Here is a 16,769-nt window from a genome sequence, read left to right as displayed (position 1 = left end):
CGGCATAATGAGCAAGACGGCCTCTTCGCGTGATGTCCGTCTCTTTTTTCAGGTTCGCTTCGTTTTTCATCTTCATTTCATTTTCTACCCTCCGTCTTCAAGGGTTCTTCATTAATGTTCAAGTCGCTGCGTACTCTTGCCTTCGCCACGCTCCTGCCTTTCGCCCTTCCCACCCTCGCCCAGGTCAACGCCACCCTGCCGGCCAACGTGCAGAAAGCCCTGCAGACCAACAAGCTGACCGGCAACGATCTGTCGCTGGTGCTGATTCCGCTCGACGGCCCGGGCAACCCCACCTACTACAACGCCGACGTATCGGTGAACCCGGCCTCTACCATGAAGCTGTTCACCACCTATGCCGCCCTGGAAATGCTCGGCCCGACCTACCAGTGGAAGACCGAGTTCTACACCGACGGCCAGCTCAAGAACGGAGTGCTCAACGGCAACCTCTACCTCAAGGGCGGCGGCGATCCGAAACTGAACATGGAGAAGCTCTGGCTGCTGATGCGCGACCTGCGCGCCAATGGCGTGACCAAGGTCACAGGTGACCTGGTACTCGACCGCAGCTACTTCAACATCCCGCAGTTGCCGGTATTCAACGACGACGGCGGCGACGACACCAAGCCGTTCCTGGTCGGTCCGGACTCGCTGCTGGTCAACCTGAAGAGCGTGCGCATGGTGGTGCGCACCGACGGCAACAAGGTCAACGTGCAGATGGACCCGCCGCTGGCCAACGTACGCATCGACAACCAGGTGAAGATGACCGCGCCGGCCACCTGCCCGGCCTGGCCGAAGCTGCGCTTCAGCCCGGTGACCCAGTTCGACGGCACCACCCTGCTGGCCACCGGACAGATTCCCCAGGGCTGTAGCGCGCAGACCTACATGTCGCTGCTCGACCACCCCGGCTACACCGCCGGCGCGGTGCGCGGCATCTGGCAGGAGCTGGGCGGCAGCATCCTCGGCAAGGACCGCCAGGGCAGCGTACCGCGCAACGCCACGCTGATCGCCAAGGCCTTCTCGCCAGACCTGGTCGAGATCATCCGCGACATCAACAAATACAGTAACAACACCATGGCCCGGCAGTTGTTCCTCTCCATCGGCGCGCAGTTCCGCAACAGTGCCGACGGCGACGACGCCCAGGCCGCGCAGCGGGTGGTGCGGCAGTGGCTGGCGCGCAAGGGCATCACCGCGCCGCGCCTGGTGATGGAGAACGGCTCGGGACTGTCGCGCCAGGAACGGGTTAGCGCCCGTGAGATGGCGGCGATGCTGCAAGCCGCCTGGCACAGCCCCTATGCAGCGGAGTACATCTCCTCGCTGCCGCTGGCCGGCCTCGACGGCACCATGCGCAAACGCCTGCGGCGCACCGCACTGGTCGGCGAGGCGCACGTGAAGACCGGCACCCTCAACACCGTGCGCGCCCTCGCCGGCTTCAGCCGCGACGCCAGCGGCCACAACTGGGTGGTGGTGGCGATCCTCAACAGCCCGCGGCCGTGGGGCGCTTCGGCGATCCTCGACCAGGTACTGCTGAGCCTGCACGCGCGGAAATAAGGCGCAGTACGAAAAAAAGGCCGCCAGCGGTTGCCCGCCGGCGGCCTTTTGCATGAATGCCGCTCGCCTCAGCGAACGGTGATTCTCCAGGCCCGATGGATCTTCGGATTACGCGCGAAATCCGGATCGAGGGTTTCGCCAGTGATCTCTTCGACCGCATAGCGGGCCTGCACGCTCTCGTCCAGTTCGAACTTGCGGAAGTTGTTGGAGAAATACAGCACCCCGCCCGGCGCCAGCCGCGCCATGGCCAGGTCGAGCAGTTCGACGTGGTCGCGCTGCACGTCGAATACGCCTTCCATGCGCTTGGAGTTGGAGAAGGTCGGCGGGTCGATGAAGATCAGTTCGTACTGGCCATCGTCTTCCCGCAACCACTCCATCACGTCGCCGTGCACCAGGCGCTGCTTGTCGGAAAAGCCGTTGAGCGACAGGTTGCGCCGCGCCCAGTCCAGGTAGGTCTTCGACAGGTCGACGCTGGTGGTGCTGCGCGCGCCGCCCCTGGCCGCATGCACGGTGGCCGTGGCGGTATAGCAGAACAGGTTGAGGAAGCGCTTGCCGGCCGCCTCCTTCTGGATGCGCAGGCGCATCGGCCGGTGATCGAGGAACAGCCCGGTATCCAGGTAATCGGTCAGGTTCACCAGCAGGCGCACATCGCCCTCGCCCACCTCGAGGAACTTGCCCTCGCTGCTCTGCCGTTCGTACTGCTTCTTGCCAGCCTGGCGCTCGCGGCGCTTGACCACCACCCGCTCCTGGGCAACGCCCAGGGTCTGCGGAATCGCCGCCAGGGCGTCGAACAGGCGCGCCTGGGCTTTTGCCGGATCGATCGACTTGGGCGCGGCGTACTCCTGGACGTGAACCCAATCGCCGTAGATATCCACCGCCAGGGCATACTCCGGCATGTCGGCGTCATACAGGCGATAGCACTCGATCTTGTCGCGGCCCGCCCATTTGCCCAGTTGCCGGAGGTTCTTCTGCAGGCGATTGGCGAACATCTGCCCGCCCTCGCTCAGCCGTGCCGGCTCGCTCGGCGCCCGCGCCAGGCCTTCGTCGTTGCGTTCGCCACGCTCGCCGGTGACGAACTGGCGCGGCTCGACCTGGATCATCAGCAGCTTGCAGGCCAGCGCGCCGTTCCAGAACGCGTATTGCTTATGGCTGCGGATACCCATGCGCTTGCCCAGTTCCGGCGCCCCGGTGAACACCCCGGCGCTCCAGCCGATGCAGCTCTGGCGCAGGCGCTCGCCGAGGTTCTGGTAGAGATACAGCAGGCTGGCTTCGTCGCCGAGGCGCTCGCCATAGGGCGGGTTGCAGATCACCAGGCCGGTCTGGCCCTTGTCCGGGCGCGGCTCGAAAGTCGCCAGTTCGCCCTGGTAGATCTTCACCCAGTCGGCCACTCCGGCACGCTCGATATTGTTGCGCGCCGGCTGGATCAGGCGCGGGTCGGCCTCGTAGCCGCGAATCCACAACGGCGGCCTGGCCAGGCCGGCCGCCGCGCGCTGCTGGGCCTCCTCGTGGAGCTTGCGCCACAGCGCCGGCACGTGCCCCAGCCAACTGCTGAAGCCCCAGCGCTCGCGCTTGAGGTTCGGCGCGATATCGGCAGCCATCAGCGCCGCCTCGACCAGGAAGGTGCCGACGCCACACATCGGGTCGGCCAGGGCACCGCCCTCGGCGGCGATCTTCGGCCAGCCGGCACGGATCAACACCGCCGCCGCCAGGTTCTCCTTCAGCGGCGCGGCGCCCTGCTGCAGACGATAGCCGCGCTGGTGCAGGCTATGCCCGGAGAGGTCCAGGGAAAGGGTCGCCTGGCCGCGGTCGAGGTGCAGGTGGACGCGCACGTCCGGATTGACCTTGTCCACCGACGGACGTCGGCCGGAGCGCTCGCGCAGGTTGTCGACGATCGCATCCTTGACCTTCAGCGCCCCGAAATGGGTGTTGTCGATGCCCGAGCCCTTGCCGCTGAACTCCACCGCCAGCGTGCCGCCGGCGTCCAGGTGGTCTTCCCAGTTCACCGCGTGGACCGCCATGTACATGGACTCGGCGTTCTCCACCGGGAATCGCGCCAACACCAGCAAGACCCGGTTGGCCAGGCGCGACCACAGGCAGAGGCGATAGGCCACCTCCAGGCTGCCCTGCCCGCGCACCGCCGACACCTGGGCGCGCGCCTCGTCCAGGCCGAGCCCCTGCGCCTCTTCGAGGAGCAGGCTTTCCAGGCCTTTCGGGCAGGTCAGAAACAATTCGTAAACATCAGCCATATCGCCTTCCCGGGCCGTAGCCCTTGTCAGTGGAAGCACCCTCATGGGCACTTCTTTGGCACCAGGTGCCGTGGTTCGATTGCCGGAACGCTCCCGGCGTTGCTCGCTGCGACCCCGAGTCGCAGTCTGGGCGACCCTTCGTCGGAATGCGAGGAAATCTCAATTGGTGGGGGTGCAAATCGTTATAAGGCGCAACCCCGCGACCCTGCGGCGTTAGCGCCGGAAACCAGGCGTCATGAGCCTGCAACATATGGCCCTATCGACGAAAGCGTTAAGTCTTTATGACAAATCGGTCATTCACACGCCTGAACGCTTTGGTTAGAACTCCAGTTAATCCGCCACCGCAACGGTGTCGGGCGAGGGTCGTCACGCCGGCAACGACCCCTTTCGGCGAAAGCTTCGCCAGGCCTCCCCTGGGGGCCAACGGGACATAACAGTCAACAAGTGAGGGCAACACCCTATGAGAAGACTTAAGCGTGATCCGTTGGAAAGAGCCTTCTTGCGTGGTTATCAGAACGGCATAACCGGTAAATCTCGTGATCTTTGTCCGTTCACCCATCCTACGACGCGGCAGTCCTGGCTCAACGGCTGGCGCGAGGGCCGTGGCGACAACTGGGACGGCCTCACTGGCACGGCCGGCTTACAACGTCTCAATCAACTCCAGCACGTGTAAGCGACAACACGGATAGCACCGATTTCCCCAAGGCACGCCCCATCCGGGCGGCGGGCGCAAGCCCAAGGGCTCCGCAAGGAGCCCTTTTCAATTCCGCCGCGGCAATGCGGCGATGGCGTCCACCGCTTCGCGGATCAACGCCGGTCCCTTGTAGATGAAACCCGAATAGATCTGCACCAGGCTCGCCCCGGCGGCGATCTTCTCCGCCGCGTGCGCGCCCTCGGTGATACCGCCGGCGGCGATGATCGGCAGCCGTCCGCCCAGTTCGCCGGCCAGCACCTTCACCGTGTGCGTGCTCTTTTCCCGCACCGGCGCGCCGGACAGGCCACCCGCCTCGTCGCCATGCGGCAGGCCTTCCACGCCTTCGCGGCCGAGAGTGGTATTGGTCGCGATCACCGCGTCCATCCCCGCCTCGACCAGCGCCGCGGCGACCAGCGCGGTCTCTTCGTCGGTCATGTCCGGGGCGATCTTGATCGCCAGCGGTACCCGCCGGCCATGCCGCAGCGCCAGCGCTTCCTGGCGCTGGCGCAGTGCCTCCAGCAGTTGCTTGAGCGAATCGCCGAACTGCAGGCTGCGCAGGCCGGGCGTGTTCGGCGAGCTGACGTTGACGGTGACGTAGCTGGCGTCGGCGTAGACCTTGTCCAGGCAGATCAGGTAGTCGTCGACCGCGCGCTCCACCGGGGTATCGAAGTTCTTGCCGATGTTGATCCCCAGCACGCCGCGATACTTCGCCGCACGCACCCGCGCCAGCAGGTGGTCGACGCCGTGGTTGTTGAAACCCATGCGATTGATGATCGCGTTGGCTTGCGGCAGGCGGAACAGGCGCGGCCTGGGATTGCCCGGCTGCGGTCGCGGAGTGACGGTGCCGATCTCGATGAAGCCGAAACCGAGCTGGCCGAACCCGTCGATGGCGTCGCCGTTCTTGTCCAGGCCCGCGGCCAGCCCCACCGGGTTGGGAAACTCCAGGCCCAGCACAGAGACCGGCAGACTGGCCGGCTTGGGCGTCAGCAGGCGGTTCAGGCCCAGGCGGCCGCCGGCCCCGATCAGGTCGATGGACAGTTCGTGGGAGGTTTCCGGGGACAGTTTGAACAGCAGCTGGCGGGCCAGGGTGTACATGGTCGGGTATCGGTCGGCAGAATGAAGGGTGCCGATTATAGCCGTCGAGCGCCCGCTCAGGCGAGGCGTTGCAGCGCCAGCAGGCGGCCATCCTCGCTGAAATCGAGGCGGAACGTGCCATGCACGCCATCGTGGCCGATGAACGGACGCAGGTGATGGGCCGGCAGGTTCACCCGGCGACCGTCGCGGCTGCGCAGCAGGACCCGATTGGCCCTGCCGCCGTAGATGGCCTGCAGGCGTTCGCCGGACAGGGCGATATCCATGATGAGACTGGGCATGGAGCCCCCCGCTTGAATGAACCACGACAGCTTGCCACAAACCACGCGGTTGAATGTCACGCCCGAACCTGTGCTTCAATGGACGGACCGTCGCCGTCCCCTCCCACCCCTTTCCGCGTCGGTCGCCGAGCCCGAGGAGCCCTCCGTCGATCATGAGTTCCAACTCGCGTAGCAACAGCACCTTCACCGGTCGCCTTTCCGCACTCGCCAACCGCCTGCGCCTGGGTGCCGCGCGAAGCGATGGGCGGGAGCTGCGCGAACGGGCGGCCGCCCTCGAGCTGCCGTTCCAGCCATTGCGACGGCCGGAGCCGAGCGTCTGGTGGCAGGCCGGACCGCCCCTGCACACCCTGGTCGACCTGCCGCGCGGCGCGCTGTCCGGCCCGGTCCAGGAAGACAAGGCGGAAGCCCACGCGGTCCTCAAGCGCCTGGTGCGGGTCAGCCACTCCACCCTGGAGTCGGTCGACCTGAAGACCATCGAAGGCGTATGCAGCCGCGAGATCCTCGTCCAGGCACCTTGCCCACGCCTGGAAGACCTGGCCACGGCCGAGGTCTGCCGGGGCGTACGGATCATCAGCTACAAGGATTTCGTCAAGGCCCTGAGCCTGGCCCTGCCGCGTTTCACCAACGGCGACAGCATCCGCCTGCGCCAGGCCGCCTGGCACGGCGAGCGCCTGTTCTGGGCGGGCGAACGCCAGGCCTGCGCCTTCGCCGCGGCGATCGTCTACGCCCGCCGCCGCGAACTGGAACTGAAGCTGCCGGCACACCTGGAACGCTACGAACTGGAGCCCGGCGCGCTGGACGAACTGGAACGGCGCTACCACATGCTGCGGATTCCGACCCAGGCCTGGTCCGAGCCGACCTTCATGAGCCTGCTGCTGGATACCGGCCTGCCCTATGCGCGACTCGCCCTGTTCACCCCGGAAACCCCGGAATGCCTGTTGCTGCCCCGCAACGACGAACGCGCCGATGCCCTCGGCGAAGGTCTGCGGGCGGCGGGCGCGGCAGACGTGGTGAAGTATCTGAAGCAACTGTAGGCAACCGGCCAGGACTGGCCAGCTCGCGCCCTGACGTGCATCCTCCAGCAGACCCACACAGGAGCGATCGCATGTCCCTACCCCGCCTCAGCCTCTGTCTCGCCCTCGCCTGCGGGCCGGCGCTGGCCAGCCAGGCGCCGGTCTACGGCGAACGCCTGGAAGGCTTCGACTACGCCTATCCGGTGCATTATCTGGACTTCACCTCCCAGGGCCAGCCGCTGAGCATGGCCTACCTCGACGTCGCGCCGAAGAAAGCCAACGGCCGCACCATCCTGCTCATGCACGGCAAGAATTTCTGCGCCGGGACCTGGGAGCGCACCATCGACGTGCTCGCCGACGCCGGCTACCGGGTGATCGCCGTCGACCAGGTCGGTTTCTGCAAGTCGAGCAAGCCGGCCCATTACCAGTACAGCTTCCAGCAACTGGCAGCCAACACCCACGCCCTGCTGGAACAGCTCGGCGTCGCCCGGGCCAGCGTGATCGGCCACTCCATGGGCGGCATGCTCGCTACCCGCTACGCCCTGCTCTATCCGCGGCAGGTCGAACGACTGGTGCTGGTCAACCCCATCGGTCTGGAGGACTGGAAGGCCCTGGGCGTGCCCTGGCGCAGCGTCGACGACTGGTACAGGCGCGACTTGCAGACCAGCGCCGAAGGCATTCGCCAATACCAGCAAGCCACCTACTACGCCGGCGAATGGCGCCCCGAGTTCGATCGCTGGGTACAGATGCAGGCCGGCATGTATCGCGGCAAGGGGCGCGAGTCGGTGGCCTGGAACTCGGCGCTGACCTACGACATGATCTTCACCCAGCCGGTGGTCTACGAACTGGACCGGTTGCAGATGCCGACCCTGCTGCTGATCGGCGAGAAAGACAACACCGCCATCGGCAAGGACGCCGCGCCGGCAGAACTGAAAGCCAGGCTGGGCAACTACGCGCAACTGGGCAAGGACGCCGCCAGACGGATTCCCCAGGCGACCCTGGTGGAATTCCCCGACCTTGGCCATACCCCGCAGATACAGGCTCCGGAACGCTTCCACCAGGCACTGCTGGAGGGTCTGCAAACCCAGCCCTGAACCATCCACCGGCGGCGCTCTCGCCATCGGCTTCGCCGCGCCTTGCCCGGCGTCAACACCGATGCCTGCCGCCGGCGTTTCACTGCACTGGCTGCGCGACGACGCGTGGCTCGCGTCGCGCAGGCCCGCCCACGCCGCGGCCGTTCCCGTCCACATGGAGGTTCATCGTGTTCCCTTGCCTACCCCGTTCGCTACTCGCCGGCGTCCTGCTGGCGAGCGCCCTGCCCGCTCACGCGGAGCTGCCCCACGCGCCCGCCTACATCGATGACAGCGCCTACCCGGCCGCGGCCCGCCAGCGCATCCTGCCACCGATGTTCGAGCAGAGGCTGGGCAGCCTGCGCTACCTCGCCAAGCCCGGCGACCCCTTGATCACCCAGGCCGAGAGCAGCGACTTTCAGCGCACCAGCGACTACCGTGAGACCCGCGCCTACCTGGAGAAACTGGTAGCCGCCTCCTCCGGCCGCATCGCCCTGCGCGAGTTGCCCGAGCGCAGCGCCGAGGGTCACCCGATGCTGCTGGTGACCGCCTCCACCGAGGCCGACAAGTCCGCCGCCGGCCTGAAGCGCTCCGCCAAGCCGACCTTGCTGGTGGAAGCCGAGATCCATCCCGGCGAGGCCAACGGCAAGGACGCCATGTTCATGCTGCTGCGCGACATGAGCGCTGCCGACCGCCCGCTCGCCGGGCTGCTGGAGAAGATCAACCTGCTGTTCATCCCGGTGGTCAACGTCGACGGCGACCTGCGCCGCAGCGCCTACGGGCGGATCAACCAGAACGGCCCGCAGGAGACCGGCTGGCGGGTGAACGGCCGCAATCTCAATCTCAACCGCGACTTCACCAAGCTCGACAGCGCGGAGATCCGCAACGTCGCCTGGGTGTTCAACCACTACGAGCTGAGCTTCTTCGCCGACACCCACTCCACCGACGGCGCCATGTATCCCTACGACAGCTCCTACTGCCACAACGGCAACGGCTGGTCACCGGCGAGCAGCGCCTGGATGGACCAGGTCATGCGCAAGCCGGTGTACCAGGCGCTGGAAAGCCTCGGGCACATGGTCCATGAATGCATCAGCCTGAACGACAACCAGGATCCGACCCAGGGCTACTACCCCTACCGCACCGACCTGGCGCGCTTCTCCAACCAGTACGGCGACATCCGCAACGTGCCGTCGATCCTCATCGAGCAACACGCCCTGCATCCGTACAAGACCCAGGTGCTGGGCAACTACGTGATGCTCAAGGCGATGTTCGAGGTGATCGGCGAGCAGGCCGCCAGCCTGCGCCAGGCCATCGCCAGCGACCGCGAGCGCCTGCTGCGGCAGAAGGAGGTGATCCTCACCTGGAAGCCGGGCGAGGCCGCCGAGACGCCGTTCGTGGTGGGCGACTACCGCTACGAGCAATCGCCGGTCACCGGAGCCCGCACCATCGTCTGGAGCAACCGGCCGAAGACGCTGAAACTACCGGGGACCGACAACGGCGTACCCGACCTGGTGGTGCCGCGTCCCCAGCGTTTCATCGTCCCGGCGCAGTGGCACGAGGTGATCGCCCGGATCAAGGCCCATGGCATCCGCTATAGCACCCTGGAGCGTCCGACCGAAATCGCCGTGACCCTGTACCGCATGGACGACATCAAGCTCGCCGATGGCTTCGAACCGGATCGCGTGCAAGGCAACCGGATTCCGGGCTACGAAGGTCGCCTGCTGGTCAGCGGCACGCCGAAGCCGTTCCAGCGCTTGCAGACCTTCCCGGCCGGCTCGCTGTCGATCGACACCGCCCAGCCGCTGGGCGTCCTGGCCATCGACCTGCTGCAACCGCAGAGTCCGGATTCCTTCTGGTCCTGGGGCTTCTTCAATTCCACCCTGGTGGCCGCCGAGGAGCCGGAGGAATACGTGATGGAGCCGATGGCGCGCAAGATGCTGGCGGAAGACCCGGCGCTGAAGGCCGCCTTCGACAAACGCCTGCGCGAGGACAAGGCCTTCGCCGCCGATCCGCAGGCGCGCCTGCAATGGTTCTACCAGCGCACGCCGTTCTACGACGTGAACGCCTTCGTCTATCCGGTAGGAGTGGTGTTCTGAGGCCCACCTGGGGCTGACGGCGGATAACGCTGCGCGTTATCCGCCCTACCGCTGGGCTTCGGGAGCCCCGTTGCCTCTCCCGCTTGCGGGAGAGGGCTGGGGAGAGGGAGCCGGTCTCAGGTACCGTCGGTGGGTGTGGGCAGGTTGCTTCTCGGCTTGCGCTTGCGCCTGGGTTTCGGTGGTTTTTCGGGTGGCGGCGACAACTCCCGCTTGCGCACCTTCTTGAGGATTTCCCGATGCTTCTCGCGCCAGGCCGGCACGTCGAGACCGTGGAGTTCGAGCAGCTCGGGGTTACGCTCCACCAGATAGACCGCCGCTTCCTGGGCGGCCTCGGCGATCTTCCAGGCGATCGACTGCGGTTCGATGCTGCCTTCATAGGCGATCCAGTCGCTGAACTCCGGGAAGGTCCCGCAGACCTTCTCGAAATCCTCGTCGTGCATGCGCTGCCGGCCACTCTCGATGTTCTCAAGGCGTTTGGGATCCATGCCGACCACCTCGGAAAACTGCGGTCGGTTCAACCCCGTCAGCCCGCGCAACCCGAACAGGCGCTCGCCGGCGCGAAACAGGCAGCGCTTCCTCACTACATAGACCATGTACAGATACTTCCCTTCGTTTCTGGCGCGATGCGCCTCAGTCGCCCTTGCCGCTCGCGGGCGTTTTCCTCTTCCGCTGGCGCCTGGGTTCCGGCGGCTCTTCCAGGGGCGCCGGCTCCGCCTCCGGCGCCTGTTCCGCCGCCAGCAGCGCCTCGCGTATCTCGCGGTGACGTTCGCGCCAGGCCTGCATGTCGATGCCGTGCTGCTCAAGCAGCACCGGGTTGCGCTCCACCAGGTAGACCGCGGCCGCCTGCGCCGAGTCGGCGACCTTCCAGGCGATCGACTGCGGCTCGATGCTGCCCTCATAGGCGATCCAGTCGCTGAACTCCGGGAAGGTTCCGCAGACCTTCTCGAAGTCCTCGTCGTGCATGCGCTGCAGCTCGTTCTCGATGTTCTCCAGGCGCTTGGCCGTCATCCCCACCAACTCGGCGAACTGCGGACGGCTCAAGCCCATCAGCTCGCGCAGGGCGCGCAAGCGCTTGCCAGCAGTGAACAAACGTCGATTCTTTACCATGTGTAGTCCGCGTCTGATGGTTCCCTATGCATATTGATTCACTAACTGTTAGTAGATCAATATGAATCCAAGCCCTCTAGACCGAGGGTTCCCCTCCAACATCGGACCATGGTGCAGGACGCCTGATGAAAGTGGAAGAACTCCCCCAAGAGGGTTTCGCCGAGTGCCCCCGCTATATAACCCTGATGCGTTTCGCCTTCCTGACCGGCCTCAGCGACCGGCCGGACCTGCTCTACGCCTGGATAGAGAGCGGCGACCTGCCGATGCGAACCTTCGGTACGCAACGCCTGGTGGATATGCAGAAGCTGCAAAAACGCATCGAGGAAGCAAAAAAAGGGGCCGATTCAACCGGGTGAATCGGCCCTTTCTGAAAGACCCTGCCGCCGGCGAAACCCCTCAGCGATTGAGCATGAAGGTCTCGTACTCCAGGTCGTCCAGCGCGGTGGTCAGGCGGTACAGCCCGACCAGCACGCAGACCAGCAGCGACAGGGTGAAGCCGTAGCCGAAGAAGCTCGGTCCGAGCAGCAGGCTGACGAAGGTCAGGGCGCCGTTGACGATCACGAACAGCACGCAGAGTTCGAGGACGATGCGGCGCTTGTCCAGGTAGAAGAAGACGTTGAGCAAGGCCATGAACACTACCTGGATGCTCACCCCGATCAGGTCGATGTAGAACAGCGGCAGGTAATAGCGGGAAATTCCCAGCCAGCCGAGCAGTTGCGGCGCCAGCAGGAACAGCAGGACCACCGCCAGCCCCTGCACCTTGCAGATTTCCAGCAGGCCCTGGCGGATGGCGAGGATCATCTGCTCCTTGAGCAGGCCGATGTGCTGCAGGGTCTCTCCGCCGCGGATCGCCTCGTAGACCCGCTCGTACCACTCGGCGAAGTCGGTCTCGATGCGCACCAGGAACACCGCCATGCCGGGAATGATCGACAGGTAGGCGAGGAAGATCGGCAGGTCGTAGAGGATCGAGGCGCGCAGCGGGCCGATCACCAGGTCCGAGGTGGAGGGGTTGAACCAGAAGATGAACTTGTCGATCCAGATCCCCAGGTTGTAGCAGAGGCCGGTCAGCAGCAGGCTGACGAAGACCTGCCGGCGGTCGAGGAAGTCGAAGGCCACCATGCGCCTGGCCGGGTACTCGCGGAGGATGTCGTAGAGGAAGACGAACAGCAGGCTGGCGTGGCCGATCAGCAATGCCAGCAGCAGGCCGTCCATCTGCATGAAACGCAGCAGGTAGGCACAGGCGACCATCAGCGCGTAGCCGATGAACATCACCAGCAGGATGCGTTTGTAGGCCTTCATTCCCGACAGGAAGATGATCACCAGCCACAGGTTGCAGAGCACCACGAAGTTGGCCATCACCAGCAGGCGGTAGGCGAACGGCTCATCGAACAGGGTCGCCAGCAATATCGCCGAGAGCAGGCCCGCCGCCAACGTCACCAGCAACAGCACGCCCACCAGGTTGGGCAGGATCGCCTCGTGCTTGCGCTCGAACAGGCGATCGGAAATGAAGCGGGTGAAGAACAGTTGCAGTCCCCCGGTGAAGATCAGCGACAGCGCCATCAGGTAGGTCACCGTGATCAGGAACTGCCGGACCAGCACGTCCGGCACCACCACGCCGAGGCTCAGCACGCCGATCAGCATCACGCTGACGATCGACAGCACCCAGGGACCGGAGCTGATCAGCCCGGCGTAGAGGTAGGCGCGCAGGGTCGCCGTATAGGAATCGCGGGAAAGGATCTTCCGCAGTTCGAAGCCGATGCCGGCCATGTCATGCAATCTCCGTGGCTTCGCGGTACAGCCCGCGGTAACGTCCGAGCATCAGCGCCTCGGTGTAGTAGCGTTCGACCCGTTGCAGGCCGACCGCCTGGGCCGCCTGCCAGCGCTGCGGATTGCGCAGCAGGGCGAGGATCGCCCGCGAAGTGGCCTGCGGGTCGGCGATCGCCACCACCTCCCCGGCGCGACCCAGGGCGCGATCTTCGGCGTCGGCGCCTTCGATCAGTTCGCGGCAGGAGCCGACGTCGCTGCTCACCACCGGGGCGCCGGCAGCCCAGGCTTCGAGGATCACCAGCGGCTGCGCTTCGCTGATCGAGGTGAGGACCATCAGGCCGAGTTGCGGCAGGACCTCGCCGATCCGACGGAAACCGAGGAACTTCACCTTGTCCTGCAGGCCGAGGCTGGCCACCAGGCTGCGGCATTCGCTGGCATAGTCCGGGTCTTCCTCCTCCGGACCGACGATCCAGCCCTCCGCCTCCGGCATCGCGCTGACCACCCCGCGCATGGCGCGGATGAAGGTCTTCACGTCCTTGATCGGCACTACCCGGCCGACCAGCCCGACCACCGGCGGAATCCCCGGCGGCCGCCGTTCGAGGGCGCCGGCCCAGGCATCGAGGTCGATGCCGTTGGGGATCACCCGGGTGCGCCGTGGCTCGGCGCCATCGAGTACCTGGCGCTGGCGGTTGCCTTCGTAGAGGGCGACGATCGGATTGGCGGCGCGATAGGTGAGCAGGCCGACACGCTCGAAGAAGCGGATCCACAAGCGACGGATGTAGCTGACCTCGGCATCCAGTCCGGTACTCAGCTGCTCGTCGGGGTTCTCCGCGATCCAACTGGCCTGGGCCAGGTCGATCTTGCGCTCCTTGGTGTAGATGCCGTGCTCGCTGAGCAGGTAGCGGCAGCCCCAGCGACGTTGCAGGATGCAGCCCAGCAGGCCGGCGTAGCCGGTGGAGATCGAGTGCAGCATGCGCGCCCGCGGCATCCGCCGGGCCGCCTCGGCGAGCATGAACACCGGCGCCTGCATCGAGCGCAGGGTCCAGAAGTAATTGACGAAGGACGGATCGGTGCAATAGCGCTCGTAGCCTGCGGTGATCGCCTCCCAACTGGCCTTGCTGTGGAGAAAGTCCTCGCGGCCGATGCGGCCCTCGGCGAGCAGGTCGAGCAGCGCGTCGCCCTCCTCCACGTCCGGCGTCTCCGGGTAGTGGAAGAAACGGTGCAGATCGCGCAACGCCTTTTCGGTCTCGCTACTGCCCTGTCGCGTCTGCGGGTTCGGCGAACTCCAGGCGGTTTCCAGGAAGTGTTCCTCGATGTGCAGCACATTGTCCGGGATCGGGTAGTGGCGCTTGCCGTAGGCATCCTTCTGGCCGCCGATGAAGAACACCGAGAAGGTCAGGTCGGGGAGACCGAGGATCAACTGGTTGACCCAGCTGGAGACGCCGCCGCGGACATAGGGCCAGGTGCCCTCCAGCAGCAGGCAGACATCGGCGACGGGCGCCGTCGGAGCGGTGTGTTCGGTCATGTCCAGTATCTCGCCAGGGCCGCGAAGGGCGGCCGTTGCAGCATGTCGTCGGGCATTCCGGCGAGAAGCCGGGGGATGTCCCGGTAGCGCCGCTGGAAGAACGCCACCTCGGCGCGGAACGGCGCCAGCTGGGCGCTATCGATTCCCGCCTCCTCGGCGGCCTGGAGGGCGCGTCCGGCATCCTCCAGGCGGCCTTGTTCGAGGGCGATGCGCCCGGCCAGCAGATGCAGGTCGGCCGAGGGTGCGCCGCGCAGCGCCTGGTCGGTATGCTCGCGCGCCTGCTCGAGGATGTGCTCCAGCACGCTGCCCTGGGCCAACCCCAGGTAGGCCAGTTCCCAGTACCAGCGCGCCAGGGTTCCGTGCAGCGCGCCGCGTCGCGCCGGCGTGGCGCCGGCGAGGCGGCCGAGGGCGGCCTCGATGCGCTGGTTGATCCGGCTTTCCTTCTGGTCGAGCATCGAGTAGGCCAGCAGGCGGACGTCGTCGGCGGGGTCGCGCAGGGCCAGCTTGAGGATCGGGATCGCCTCCTTGCCGGGCATCCGCCGGGTGGCGAAGATCGCCGTGAGCCGCTGGTTCGGGTCCGGCGCATGGCGCAGGACGTCCTGCAGACCGCCGTCGCTGAACATCATGTCGAGGCGCTTTTCCTTCGGCCGGAACGGCAGCTCGGGGACGCCCATCGCCTGCCAGGCCTGCTCGCCACGCTGGCGCGGCAGGTACAGCGCCGGGAATACCGCCGCAGCGACGCCGACCGCTCCGATCAGCGGCACGAAGAAGGCCAGGCTGAAGAGGAACAGCGGGCTCCACGGCAGCGGGAACTTGTAGCGCCGCGGCAGCAGCAGCCATACGCCGACGCACAGCAGCGCGCTGCCCAGGCCGTGGGCGAACAGGTAGAGCGCCAGCGCCTGGCCGAACGGCAGGTCGGCGAAGACGCTCGCCCAACTGCTCAGCTCGAACAGGAAGGCGCCGCTAAACAGCCACTTGCTGATCATTCAGGCCGCACTCGTTGAAAAGGAAATGTCCCAGCGCCTGCCGATCGTTGCCGGCGTCCAGTTCGTACTGGCGGATGCGCACGCCCAGCGACTCCAGCTCGCGGGCCTGGCCGAAGCGTTCGGCGAAGAGAATCCTCAGGCGCTGCAGATACCCCTGGGAGCCTTCGGCGGAAGTCAGCGGCAACAACACCAGCAGGACCCGCCGGCCCTCGTCGTTGCGCAGTCGCAACTGCACGTCGAGGCCACGCTGGCTGCCTTCCAGCAGACGCTGGACCTCTTCGCCGTAGCGCGCATCGGTCAACTCGAAGGCATACAGGCAGGCCGGCAATCCATGGTCGCGGGCGTCCAGCAGGGAGCGCTTGAGGTACTGGGAGAAGCGCTGGGCGTCGATGTCGGCCAGTTGCAGTGCGCGACGGTCGCTCTGCAGCAAGTCGGCGATGTGCCCGGCGAGGATCGCCAGCAGGCTGAAGGTACGTTCGTTGAAGACGAAGAACGGCATCTGCTCCACCGCCAGCAGGGCAAGGATCCGCCCATCGGTGTCGACCAGCGGCACGCACACCTGCAGCGCGCTGTGCGCACGCTGCTCGCCACGCTCCAGCAGTTCCTGGCGCACGCTGGCCAGTTCGCCGCGCTCCAGGCAGGTGCGCACCAGCAGATCGTCGGCGTCCAGCGCCGGCATCTCGCCGAGCGTCGCCAAGGGTTGCGGCTCCGGGGTGCGGTCGTGGCGCACCCGGTAGAGTCCGGCGATGCGCAGCGAACCGTACTGGGCCAGCAGCGTCAGCACGGTTTCCGCCAGCGCATCGAGCGGTGCCTCATCGCCCGGCAGCTCGCGCAGCAGTTGTCGCAGACCGAGCAGCGAACTGCGCAGGCTCTGGTCGTTGCCGGCGACCCGCTGTTCCAGGCGATCGTGGGAGATGCGCAGGATGTGATGGGCGCGGGTGAATTCGTCGAGGCGCAACTGACGGTACTCGTTCGCCAGCTCCAGGCGCTCCAGGCGGCGTTCCCAGATGTCGCGGAACTCGCCCACCAACATGGCGCAGAGCAGCACGCCGACGATGAAGGCCGCCGGTACCTGGGCATAGGCCTCGACGCCCTGGACGCGAAACGCGAACAGCGCCGCCACCAGCAGCGCCGCGCTGGCCAACCCGCGGACGAAGCCGTAGCGCATGCCCAGCAACAGGGGCGCGAGGATCACCCAGGGAAAGGTGGCGTTGACCTGCAGCGGGTCGTCCGGGCTGAACCACCAGCCCAGGCCCAGCGCGAGTGCGCTGATGACCAGAGTCTCGACCCAGGAGACGCTGCCGCTGGCGCGCGGTGCGAGGGCGAAATCCTTGTGCGCGGACATCG

At 66.3% G+C, this 16,769-nt stretch carries 15 protein-coding genes; 6 read left to right on the top strand and 9 right to left on the bottom strand.

Annotated elements, in window-relative coordinates; all coding sequences use genetic code 11:
• Positions 1-114: 114 nt before the first annotated feature.
• The gene (dacB, locus tag ACM0M4_RS10720; protein WP_003091272.1) at positions 115-1,545 is read left to right on the top strand and encodes a D-alanyl-D-alanine carboxypeptidase/D-alanyl-D-alanine endopeptidase; all 1,431 of its coding nucleotides are present in this window, start codon (positions 115-117) and stop codon (positions 1,543-1,545) included.
• A 68-nt stretch (positions 1,546-1,613) separates the two neighbouring features.
• Here the strand turns inward: dacB and rlmKL are convergent, their stop codons facing one another.
• Positions 1,614-3,791 (bottom strand): bifunctional 23S rRNA (guanine(2069)-N(7))-methyltransferase RlmK/23S rRNA (guanine(2445)-N(2))-methyltransferase RlmL, encoded by a 2,178-nt coding sequence (gene rlmKL / locus ACM0M4_RS10715; RefSeq protein ID WP_023089335.1) that lies wholly within the window; start codon positions 3,789-3,791, stop codon positions 1,614-1,616.
• A gap of 460 nt (positions 3,792-4,251) precedes the next feature.
• On the opposite strand from rlmKL, the gene rmf reads away from it, so the two are divergent.
• On the top strand, positions 4,252-4,464 hold the full coding sequence (gene rmf / locus ACM0M4_RS10710) for a ribosome modulation factor (protein ID WP_003103238.1): 213 nt from the start codon (positions 4,252-4,254) through the stop codon (positions 4,462-4,464).
• 87 nt (positions 4,465-4,551) lie between these two features.
• Here rmf and ACM0M4_RS10705 read toward each other — a convergent pair whose 3' ends face one another.
• The gene (locus ACM0M4_RS10705; RefSeq protein WP_003103236.1) at positions 4,552-5,580 is read right to left on the bottom strand and encodes a quinone-dependent dihydroorotate dehydrogenase; all 1,029 of its coding nucleotides are present in this window, start codon (positions 5,578-5,580) and stop codon (positions 4,552-4,554) included.
• A 56-nt stretch (positions 5,581-5,636) separates the two neighbouring features.
• The gene (locus tag ACM0M4_RS10700) at positions 5,637-5,858 is read right to left on the bottom strand and encodes a DUF2835 domain-containing protein (protein WP_003103227.1); all 222 of its coding nucleotides are present in this window, start codon (positions 5,856-5,858) and stop codon (positions 5,637-5,639) included.
• A 152-nt stretch (positions 5,859-6,010) separates the two neighbouring features.
• On the opposite strand from ACM0M4_RS10700, the gene ACM0M4_RS10695 reads away from it, so the two are divergent.
• From ACM0M4_RS10695 to ACM0M4_RS10685, 3 genes are all read left to right on the top strand, one after another.
• Positions 6,011-6,892 (top strand): DUF6685 family protein, encoded by an 882-nt coding sequence (locus ACM0M4_RS10695; protein ID WP_003103225.1) that lies wholly within the window; start codon positions 6,011-6,013, stop codon positions 6,890-6,892.
• 71 nt (positions 6,893-6,963) lie between these two features.
• The gene (locus tag ACM0M4_RS10690) at positions 6,964-7,965 is read left to right on the top strand and encodes an alpha/beta fold hydrolase (RefSeq protein ID WP_003119777.1); all 1,002 of its coding nucleotides are present in this window, start codon (positions 6,964-6,966) and stop codon (positions 7,963-7,965) included.
• 167 nt (positions 7,966-8,132) lie between these two features.
• A complete protein-coding gene (locus ACM0M4_RS10685) occupies positions 8,133-10,037 on the top strand; it encodes a M14 family metallopeptidase (protein ID WP_221345535.1) in 1,905 nt (634 codons plus the stop codon).
• Positions 10,038-10,153: 116 nt separating this feature from the next.
• Here ACM0M4_RS10685 and ACM0M4_RS10680 read toward each other — a convergent pair whose 3' ends face one another.
• Both ACM0M4_RS10680 and ACM0M4_RS10675 read right to left on the bottom strand, forming a co-directional pair.
• Positions 10,154-10,630 carry a helix-turn-helix domain-containing protein gene (locus ACM0M4_RS10680; RefSeq protein ID WP_003115353.1) on the bottom strand — a complete coding sequence of 159 codons (477 nt, stop codon included), beginning with the start codon at positions 10,628-10,630 and terminating at the stop codon, positions 10,154-10,156.
• A 37-nt stretch (positions 10,631-10,667) separates the two neighbouring features.
• Complete coding sequence (locus tag ACM0M4_RS10675; protein WP_003143634.1) at positions 10,668-11,144, bottom strand: helix-turn-helix domain-containing protein; 477 nt, start codon at positions 11,142-11,144, stop codon at positions 10,668-10,670.
• A gap of 125 nt (positions 11,145-11,269) precedes the next feature.
• Here ACM0M4_RS10675 and ACM0M4_RS10670 point away from each other — a divergent pair, with 125 nt between their 5' ends.
• Entirely contained in the window at positions 11,270-11,500 is a 231-nt protein-coding gene (locus ACM0M4_RS10670; RefSeq protein ID WP_003091282.1) for a hypothetical protein, read from the top strand.
• 40 nt (positions 11,501-11,540) lie between these two features.
• Here ACM0M4_RS10670 and pelG read toward each other — a convergent pair whose 3' ends face one another.
• From pelG to ACM0M4_RS10650, 4 genes are read right to left on the bottom strand one after another with little or no spacing between them, the layout of a single operon-like run.
• Positions 11,541-12,911 (bottom strand): exopolysaccharide Pel transporter PelG, encoded by a 1,371-nt coding sequence (pelG, locus tag ACM0M4_RS10665; RefSeq protein WP_003091283.1) that lies wholly within the window; start codon positions 12,909-12,911, stop codon positions 11,541-11,543.
• Position 12,912: 1 nt separating this feature from the next.
• Complete coding sequence (gene pelF, locus ACM0M4_RS10660; protein ID WP_003452524.1) at positions 12,913-14,436, bottom strand: GT4 family glycosyltransferase PelF; 1,524 nt, start codon at positions 14,434-14,436, stop codon at positions 12,913-12,915.
• On the bottom strand, positions 14,433-15,422 hold the full coding sequence (locus ACM0M4_RS10655) for a tetratricopeptide repeat protein (RefSeq protein WP_003116464.1): 990 nt from the start codon (positions 15,420-15,422) through the stop codon (positions 14,433-14,435). Before ACM0M4_RS10655 ends, pelF begins: the two co-directional genes overlap by 4 nt.
• Complete coding sequence (locus ACM0M4_RS10650; RefSeq protein ID WP_049308506.1) at positions 15,400-16,767, bottom strand: PelD GGDEF domain-containing protein; 1,368 nt, start codon at positions 16,765-16,767, stop codon at positions 15,400-15,402. Before ACM0M4_RS10650 ends, ACM0M4_RS10655 begins: the two co-directional genes overlap by 23 nt.
• Positions 16,768-16,769: the final 2 nt, after the last annotated feature.

The sequence above is a fragment of the Pseudomonas sp. 18-147 genome (genome assembly GCF_051048045.1).
In the GTDB taxonomy this organism is placed as follows: Bacteria; Pseudomonadota; Gammaproteobacteria; order Pseudomonadales; family Pseudomonadaceae; genus Pseudomonas; species Pseudomonas aeruginosa.
The sequence above is the reverse complement of the archived record's forward strand: the minus strand, read 5'-3'. Positions and strand labels throughout refer to the sequence as shown.

Excerpts from the sequence above, each read along its gene's own strand:
- dacB (WP_003091272.1), top strand. The coding sequence starts at position 115 with ATGTTCAAGTCGCTGCGTACTCTTGCCTTCGCCACGCTCCTGCCTTTC.
- rlmKL (WP_023089335.1), bottom strand. The coding sequence starts at position 3,791 with ATGGCTGATGTTTACGAATTGTTTCTGACCTGCCCGAAAGGCCTGGAA.
- rmf (WP_003103238.1), top strand. The coding sequence starts at position 4,252 with ATGAGAAGACTTAAGCGTGATCCGTTGGAAAGAGCCTTCTTGCGTGGT.
- ACM0M4_RS10705 (WP_003103236.1), bottom strand. The coding sequence starts at position 5,580 with ATGTACACCCTGGCCCGCCAGCTGCTGTTCAAACTGTCCCCGGAAACC.
- ACM0M4_RS10700 (WP_003103227.1), bottom strand. The coding sequence starts at position 5,858 with ATGCCCAGTCTCATCATGGATATCGCCCTGTCCGGCGAACGCCTGCAG.
- ACM0M4_RS10695 (WP_003103225.1), top strand. The coding sequence starts at position 6,011 with ATGAGTTCCAACTCGCGTAGCAACAGCACCTTCACCGGTCGCCTTTCC.
- ACM0M4_RS10690 (WP_003119777.1), top strand. The coding sequence starts at position 6,964 with ATGTCCCTACCCCGCCTCAGCCTCTGTCTCGCCCTCGCCTGCGGGCCG.
- ACM0M4_RS10680 (WP_003115353.1), bottom strand. The coding sequence starts at position 10,630 with ATGGTCTATGTAGTGAGGAAGCGCTGCCTGTTTCGCGCCGGCGAGCGC.
- ACM0M4_RS10675 (WP_003143634.1), bottom strand. The coding sequence starts at position 11,144 with ATGGTAAAGAATCGACGTTTGTTCACTGCTGGCAAGCGCTTGCGCGCC.
- ACM0M4_RS10670 (WP_003091282.1), top strand. The coding sequence starts at position 11,270 with ATGAAAGTGGAAGAACTCCCCCAAGAGGGTTTCGCCGAGTGCCCCCGC.
- pelG (WP_003091283.1), bottom strand. The coding sequence starts at position 12,911 with ATGGCCGGCATCGGCTTCGAACTGCGGAAGATCCTTTCCCGCGATTCC.
- pelF (WP_003452524.1), bottom strand. The coding sequence starts at position 14,436 with ATGACCGAACACACCGCTCCGACGGCGCCCGTCGCCGATGTCTGCCTG.
- ACM0M4_RS10655 (WP_003116464.1), bottom strand. The coding sequence starts at position 15,422 with ATGATCAGCAAGTGGCTGTTTAGCGGCGCCTTCCTGTTCGAGCTGAGC.
- ACM0M4_RS10650 (WP_049308506.1), bottom strand. The coding sequence starts at position 16,767 with ATGTCCGCGCACAAGGATTTCGCCCTCGCACCGCGCGCCAGCGGCAGC.